Origin of the sequence: Granulicatella sp. zg-ZJ (assembly GCF_010892355.1) — a bacterium.
GTDB lineage: Bacteria > Bacillota > Bacilli > Lactobacillales > Aerococcaceae > WM01.
The window spans coordinates 1-8,986 of record NZ_WNJY01000040.1; the positions used below are offsets into that span (position 1 = coordinate 1).

The 8,986-nt window shown below is 33.6% G+C and carries 3 protein-coding genes; 1 reads left to right on the plus strand and 2 read right to left on the minus strand.

Annotation, left to right across the window (positions count from 1 at the left end; translation table 11 throughout):
* The first annotated feature begins 536 nt into the window (after positions 1-536).
* Positions 537-2,063 (plus strand): CAP domain-containing protein, encoded by a 1,527-nt coding sequence (locus GMA11_RS08690; protein WP_163546762.1) that lies wholly within the window; start codon positions 537-539, stop codon positions 2,061-2,063.
* A gap of 55 nt (positions 2,064-2,118) precedes the next feature.
* Here the strand turns inward: GMA11_RS08690 and GMA11_RS08695 are convergent, their stop codons facing one another.
* Entirely contained in the window at positions 2,119-2,862 is a 744-nt protein-coding gene (locus GMA11_RS08695; RefSeq protein ID WP_163546763.1) for a GNAT family N-acetyltransferase, read from the minus strand.
* Positions 2,863-3,371: 509 nt separating this feature from the next.
* On the minus strand, positions 3,372-8,588 hold the full coding sequence (locus GMA11_RS08700) for a Rib/alpha-like domain-containing protein (RefSeq protein WP_163546764.1): 5,217 nt from the start codon (positions 8,586-8,588) through the stop codon (positions 3,372-3,374).
* Positions 8,589-8,986 lie beyond the last annotated feature (398 nt).

The window sequence follows — 8,986 nt, forward strand, 5'->3', positions numbered from 1 at the left end:
TAAACTATTGCGACCATTCGTATGGCTATAATAAGGAGAAGTAATCTCATAAATAAAGTTGAAATCAATTGATTTATCAATTTTACGTAGTAAATGGTCTTTTGGTACTAATTCGGACAATGTGTTTCATATGATTTCATCATTTGGGTGAGTTTCTTTATAAAACATAGATTTTTCCCTCCTTTTTCTTATCTCTATTATACCACTTTTAAGTGTTATTATCGTATCAGATGTTGTGGTACGAATAGCTTCGTTCTCGCACGTAGTAGAGAACGAGCGATGTATCGTGTACATCGTGGTAAGCCGTACAACTTAACGTCTGATACGAAAAAAGACTGTCGATATTTTAATTTGTCAACAGTCTGAATAAAGCACTCTACAGTGCTTTATTTTTTTTGTATCTAGAGAACCCCTCTCTAGATTTTTATTTTGTAAAGAAACTGATATATTACTGTCACGCATTCAACATATTCTTTTTTTATAATATAGTATGCCATAGACTATACGGTATTATTACATGAAGAGGTGCTTAGAATATGAACAAGAAATTCTCGAAGCTAGTAGGTGGTGTACTCTTTAGTACATTACTGTTAACACATCATCCACAAAGTACAGCAGCTTTTGCAGAAGCGATGACTTTTGAACATTCAAATAAAAATTTACACGCAAAATTAGAAACTGAAAATAATCAAACATTTTTAGTTCTATCTGCAACTCAAAATTTAGAAAATATTGCTGTATCTGTATCATCAAGTGATTATGAAACACAAACAATCAAATTAAATAAATTAGATGCAAATGAAACACAACGTTTTAAAATTACATTGATACCAAAAGAATCCATGACTATGTTACCAAAAACAAGTAGTGCCAAAGAAACATTGATTTTTGAAGGGAAAATCAATCATATAAATGTTTTAGTGTCTATTAGATATGAGGTTTTAGAAAGTAATGAGGTATTAGAAAGTACAAATACACATACGACAGACAATACTCTATCATCAACTGTAAATGAGCCAGTGACACCAAACACATCTGCTATTAACGAAGATAAACTAAAAACAGAAGAACAAGACAGTAAAGTAACAAATACGGAGACAGAAGCAGAAAACAGCAATTTTAGCGATTCTAATGAACCAACAGAAAACACGACTTCTAATGAAATAGTAGAAAGCGAAAATTCTAATAAAAAAGATGAAACTATCTCTAATCACGCAACATCAAATGAGATAGCACCACCTGTTGCTCCAGTAACTATCAGTACAGGATCTATGAAACCAGATGAACCTGCCAATACGGATAAAGAGGCAACTCAACCAAACACTGAAACAAATAAACCAAACAACTCTGAAAATAATACAATTGGTGTTGTTCAACCAAATACACCAGCAAATAATCGCGATACAAATACAACTCCAGACGTAGATACAAATAAACCGACGGACAAAGAAGATGTATCCACTCAACCAGTTGAAAATAATACGGAGACAACTCCAAATAAACCTGCTGAAGAACCAGTTCAGCCAAAACCAAATACTGAACCGACAATCCATACGCCAGATACATCACCGGTTGTGACACCTATTCACACAACACCAACGGTAAACCCTACAAGTGATTTATCGTCTCCAAAAACATATACCATTGATTTAGGTAAAGGAAAAACAGGCACTGTGACAGGTTATTACGATGCAAACTTAACACAAGAACTCATCACTTTATTAAATCAACATCGTGAAAAACAAGGACGTAAACCACTAAGCATTAACACTCATTTATCCGAAGGTACATTACTACGTGCAAGAGAATTTGCATACAACGCCATTAAAGGCGATACAAACTACCATACACGTCCAAACGGATTAGCATATTCATCTGCATTTTCTACTACGAATATTGGAGAAAATTTAGTGATGCAGTACCCAACTGCTCAAGGTTTAATGGGCTGGTGGCAACATTCATACAATCACAATGCAAATATGCTAAATCCTAATTGGACAAGTGTCAGCATCGCTGTATTCGTTGTAAATGGACAAAATTACGCTATTCAAATCTTTAATTAAATAGAAACACAAAAAGCATAGACGGTGTAACCTATCCGCCTATGCTTTTTATGCTCTATGCTATAAAATAACCTTCAATATAAAAACCTATTTCTTCATACCCTTGATGTTGATACATCATATGAGCATCACTTCCCTGCTCTGCAATCAAAACTAATTTTTGATTAGATAATTTTTTATGTAACACCGCTTTTTGTAACAAAGTACCTACCCCTTGACGTTGATACGCTTCATCAACTTGAAAATTATCAATTTCAATAAAATCTTTTTGATAGTGCAAAATTACATCACCAATAATAGTATCTTTATCAACAGCTAGTAATATATCTCCTTTTTGTAAAATATCTTGAATATATTGTTTTGCTTGTTCACGATATAAGTTTCCATACTGGATTGTTTCTTCATCATATTTTTTAAAATATATCTCTAACCACTTTTCTGTTAATTTTTCAATCGTTACATTAAACGTGCACGATTTTGTAAAATTAGCTTTTTCTTCATTTAAGCACATCAACACTTCGGTAGATAGATCAAATGACCACTCTTTCAAGACTTTCTCTATATCTTCTGGTAAACATTCATTTTCAGGAAAACTTAAATGAACATACTCCGATTGATAATTTGCTTGCTTTTCCTTTACAAAAGCTATATCTTCTTTTAATTCTTCTAAAGTAGGCATTACTTTATAATAAAGTACATTACTATCGTATCTTTCTGAATAACGTTCATTTTGTTCATAAATATATCGACTTGTTTCTACACTATTTTCAGATAGGTGCATGAATATATGTTTGTGCATGTTATCACCTCTTTCGATTTATTCTTAAATAATATCATAAATAAAAATGTTTACCAATAAAAAAATAACTTCTTAATAAATTGTATTGATAAAAAAAAAACAGTATCATTTTAATAGTCTTTATAATATTTTATAACACTGTCTTTAAACCATGTATTTTACTTACATTAGTAAATACTCGTATCATTCACTACCAACACAATTTGACGAAGAGTCCTTAAAAAAAGATAGTGAACGGCTAATGCCATTCACTACCTAGTTCTTACTTATTTCTCTACGTCACATCACTTGACGAGTAACCAAAAATCAATAGATTGTTATGAGAATTATTTACTTTCTTGATGTCGTCTATCAGAATGTCTCCAATAACGCCTTCTACAAATAGCACTACAAAATACAGATCTACGATCCAACACACCTTGGATTGTAATAACTTCCTTACCACATCTTTTACAAGTAAATATTCTACTATCATATTTCAAACTAGATTCTTGCTCTTTCATTGTCAGTTATTCTTCTTTCTTCTTTTTACCAACCATACCTAAAACTGCTAAACCAAATGCTACTGAACCAACTAAAGTTTCTAGATTTCCTGATGAATCACCTGTATGAGGTAATTGTTTAGTATCCGATGATTCCTCAGATGAAGTTGATTTTTTAGAATGATTATTCGTATTCATTGCAACACCTGAATCATGCATATTAGTACCTTTATTGCTTGAATGAGAACCTTTAATACTACTGCTTTCTCCTTTATCGGTTATACTACCAATTCTTTCGATAAGCTCTTTAGAAGAAATTGAAGTCGTTACTTTCGTTACTGGATCTGTTACAGTGGCATTTCCTTTGTCATCAACTGTTACTGTTGTACCTGGATTTGCTTTCTCAACTTTCTCTTTCACTGTCGCTTTCTCTTCTTCTGTCAAATGCTCTGTATCTTTTACCGGTGTTTTATCAGCTGGTACATTCACTTTAGTATCTGTAGTGTTGCCATTGCTAATTGGTTCGATAAGTTCTTTAGACGGAATTGGAGTCGTTACTTTCGTTACTGGATCTGTTACAGTGGCATTTCCTTTGTCATCAACTGTTACTGTTGTACCTGGATTTGCTTTCTCAACTTTCTCTTTCACTGTCGCTTTCTCTTCTTCTGTTAAATGCTCTGTATCTTTTACCGGTGTTTTATCAGCTGGTACATTCACTTCAGCGTCTGTCTTACCTGTGATTGTGACTGGAACTTTCAACTCATCTGTTGATTTATCTGGGTAAGTCACCACTACTGGCACTTTATGTTCACCTGGTGTTGTTGGTAACTCTGTTCCTGGTTTAACAGTAACTGTTCCTTCACCTTTACCTGTTACAGCACCTGTCACATCTTCAGTCGTCAATTCACCTTCTGGTTTTGTGATTGGTGTGGCACTTGGTGTTGTTTTCTCAGCGTCTGTCTTACCTGTGATTGTGACTGGAACTTCCAACTCATCTGTTGATTTATCTGGGTAAGTCACCACTACTGGCACTTTATGTTCACCTGGTGTTGTTGGTAACTCTGTTCCTGGTTTAACAGTAACTGTTCCTTCACCTTTACCTGTTACAGCACCTGTCACATCTTCAGTCGTCAATTCACCTTCTGGTTTTGTGATTGGTGTGGCACTTGGTGTTGTTTTCTCAGCTTGATTTTTATTCACCCTCACACTTACTATAACCGTTTTATCTGCTCTATTAGCTTTACGAAGTGTTACTGGAATCTCGACTGTTACACTATTTTGACCGTCAGGGAACGTTACTTTTGGTGTCCCACTCACATTACCTTGTTCATCAACTGTTAATCCGTTTGCTGACGAAGGTACAATCTCAACATCGTTTTGATTAGGTGTAAGAACTTTAGTTTTTGATAAAGGTAACCCATTTGTTGCTTCTTTAGTCGCTTTTGTAGCGTCTAGTGATTTGTAAACAGTAACAGGTACGTTCACAATCTTATTATCACGCTCTGACTTACTTACAGTTGCTTTAAGTGTGACTACTTTGCTATCTTCATTAGCTTTAAATCTTACGTTTGGAGTTCCTGTTAGATTTCCATGCTCATCAATAGATAATCCAGAAACAGTATTTGACGTTACACTAAATCCTTGTTGATTAACATTTAATACGGGGTGAGTAATTGTATTAGCTGCTATACCATTTTCAAGACTTGTTTCATTTGGGGTTCCTACTAATGGTTTATAAACAGTAATTGGAACAATGACATCTTTATTTTTGCGTCCAGATTTACTAATTGTAACTGGAATATTTACAACTTTATGATCTTCATTTTCCGCAAATGTTGTATTTGCTGTTCCTGATAAAGAACCATCTGCTGTGATTGTCAATCCTTCTGTTTCAACAGGTGTTAAAGTAGCACCTTGTTGATTAACTGTTAGTACTTTAGCTTTTTTTGTTTTTCCATTTTCAACACTAACTTCATGTGGCGTACCGGCTAGTGATTTATTAACAACTATTGGAACATCTATTCTATCTGATCCATGGCCATATTTACTTCCACTTACTCTAAGTGTTACTGTTTTATTATCTTCATTATTGTTAAAAGTAGTAGTAGGTGTTCCATATAACTGACCATACCTGTTTATTCCTAGTCCATCCACCTCACCACCTTCAAGCGTAAGACCAAGGTTGTGACCTTGAGGCGTTGTATTTGCATCTACGACTATCGGTCTTCCTGTAACTCCTACACCCTCTTCTACTTCATGTGGAAGTGCTGTTAGTTTAAATTTCTTTTTAACTGTTACAGTAACATTCGTAATTTTACTTTGATTTCCTTTCGTTACAGTAACAGGAATCGTAATATTTTTTTCTGATTCATCTTCAGTAAATGGAACATCTGGTGTCCCAACTAATTTTCCTTGCTCATTAACTGTTAAACCATTCACAGTAGGTGCTGTAATTGTTGCACCTGACACTTGATTATGACTAATAACTGTATTTGATGACGTTTCAACTGAATTGATAACAGCCGCTGAAGTAGATGTTACTTCTAAAGGACGATAGACTGTTACAGGAATACGAACTCCTGCTGCTCCGTGTTCTCCTTTATTACCAGTTGCTACAATTTCGAAAACTTTAGTATCTTTACCAGATTCAAAAGTAACATTTGGAGTACCTTCTAACATTCCTTTATCATTCAGTCTAAATCCATCGCCATCATTTAAAGGAATATAAAACACACCAGGTTGGTTAGCTTCTACAGCTTTAGTATTTTCTAGAATTTTTACTCCATTTGGAATTTCAAGAGAAATTGGAGTAACTGAAACTTTTTTGTTTACTGTGACAACAGCATTGACTAGTTTACTTTCACCATTTTTTTCTACATTAACTGGAATTGTAATTTCTTTGCTGTATTCTCCCTCTGCAAAAGTAACATTTGGAGTACCTTGTAAGTTACCGTCAGAATCTACACTCATTCCGTTAATATTTTTTGGAGTTCTAAAAGTTGCACCATCTTGATTGGCTTTAAGAACCTTAGTTCCTGCTGGAACTTTAGTATCTGAAACAACTTTTTTAGGAACATTTTCTGCATCAATCGGTTTAAAGATAAAGTTTCCTACTTCCAATGGATCACTAACTAAACCAGCTTCGTCGATTACAACAGCTTTCATTTTATAACGCATACTTGGAACAAGATCTTCGGCATCTATTTCTTGATCTTGTTCATTATAAAATTTAAGCTTTTTTGTTAGATTTGCATTCGTTGAAAAGTTATCTTTCCCTATAATCTTACTCTTATTAGCTTCAACAAAACTTGTTAGAGTGTCAAAATCTGCAAAACTTTTTGGTACAGTAATCGCTTGAGCTGTTTCTTTTTGTACCCTAGGTTTAGTTACATCGACTGGTACCACAAAAACATTCAGATTGTCCGTTTCTGTATCTGGATTGATTCCTAAAAAACCAATAGGTTTATTTCTAAGGTATAATTGTAACTTAGAAATAGCTTTTCCTCGTCCATCACCATCCATGATATTAGTCGCAATATCATTACTTCCTTCTGCCCCACGAATCATACCTGGTAAAGTCCATGAAGCACTTCCTTTACCATTATTTTTATCTGCTGAAATAGTAAAGTCATGGTCTACTCGATTATATTTTGTTTTATCTTCAACTCCGTCTGTTCCTTCTTGAGAACCAGTTAGATCAATAGTTTGATTTCCCCATAATTTTCCAGAAACAGGTTGTACTAAATCTAAAACTTTTGTTCGTATAGAAAACTTTTGTCTAGTTTTAGGATCTATACCTTCATAATAATAGGTATTATCATTTTTATGAAGAGTAATTCGACCAATACGTGGCGGAGTAATCTTAGGATTACCACCTTCTGCTTGAACTTTATCTTTTCCAAGAAAATAACGATTAATTTCTGCATCAGTACTATTTTTATTAAATGCATTTGGTTTAGCTGTTAATAAATTTAATAAATCATTTGAATTGATCGGAACGTTCGAATTTTCTCCAATCGCATAACGATAAATTAAAGCATTCAATTCAGAAGAATAAACGAATCCTGGATCTTTTGGGCGATTTGGTAAGTACCATAAAGCTACATTCGGTCGATTTGGATCTTGATCTGTTCCTTGAAGAGTATAATCTTTTGGAAGTGTTCGTCCGTTTGATACAGAGGGTTGATTATTGGCATTAAAGTTTAATTTTGTTTCTTCAAAACGTACACGATTACTTGATGCAGGACCACTAGTTAAAGTTGTAACACCAAATGCTGTGTATACTTTATTGCCATTTCGTTCATAAGCAGATTTACTAACAGTTACTTGTATAATAGCGCGATACGCTTTTCCCGTAGGATTTGTTCTTTCCCTAATATAGTTTAAATGTGCTGGATCTGCTATATTAATCTTAGTTAACCCTTTATAATAAGCATTCTCAGCAGAATTCATCTTATTATAAACAGTTTCATTGATATTTTCATTAGGAGCTGGATTGACAAACGGCTGTTCAATTAAACCTCCTGAAATTTCATTTGCAGTAACTCTACCTAGACTTGCATAATCTGCTGTTGCAACATAAAATTTACCCCTAGCATCAGTACCTCGTTTTGAATTGTAGATAACTGTATAAGTAATGATTGCATCTCCATTTGAACTATAGGAAACCTTTTTACTCTCTAACTGAACAATCCCTGGAACTTCTGATTTATTATTGTGGTAACCAAATGCTTGGTTGAAACTTCCTGTTTCACCAATTCTAAATCCTGCTCCCTCTATCAAATCTTCTGCTTGTTCAATAACCGTTAAAGCAGGAAGATAATATTCTTTTTCTCCAACTGTAACATAAACATCCCCTGTATCAGTTACTCGAATATCTTGTTCAGATAAAGATTTATTTGATTTTAAAATCAAATTTTTAACACGATCTTTTTCACTTTCTTTAAGCTGATTGACATCCACTACTGGAATAGTACGATTTGGTGCAGCCAATTCAAATGTTCCCTCAGCTTTTTCCTTACCACTTTCCACTTTCAATACTTCTAATACAGCAGATTCTCGGAAAATATCCTCTCCATCCACAGTCAAAGCATCTGCTTTCTCAATTGTTAAAACAGAAGCAGCTTGTTCTTCACTGTGTACAAAAGATTCTGGTATCCCTACTAATAGTGACCCTAATAATACTGAAAAAACCCCTACTTTATATTTTCGAATAGAGTATTTTTGTTGTCTTTTAAAAAACATCTTATTTTCCTTTCTTATCTTAATCATTCATGAATACGGGTAATTATTTAAATATTCATATCCACATTATTGACAGCTTTTCTTGATTGTGATATGAAACAATAAAAATGACAGATGAATCACTACTCTCATTCTCCTTTCTTTCATCTTTTATTTTCGGATATTTTATACTTGTCCAAATATCAGGACTTTATGTACAAATATGTTAAAATAAAAGAAGCTTGAATTAAGATTGTGATTTTTCCAATGAATATAGGACTTTTAGAGCCATTATGCATCAAAAAACAACCAATTTATCATTTTGAAATTGGTTTGTTTAGTGCGTTCCAAAAGTCCTAGTATTTTGTACAACTTTTTTGATTTTTTCTAAGTATTAACCAGTTATAACACGTTGTTTT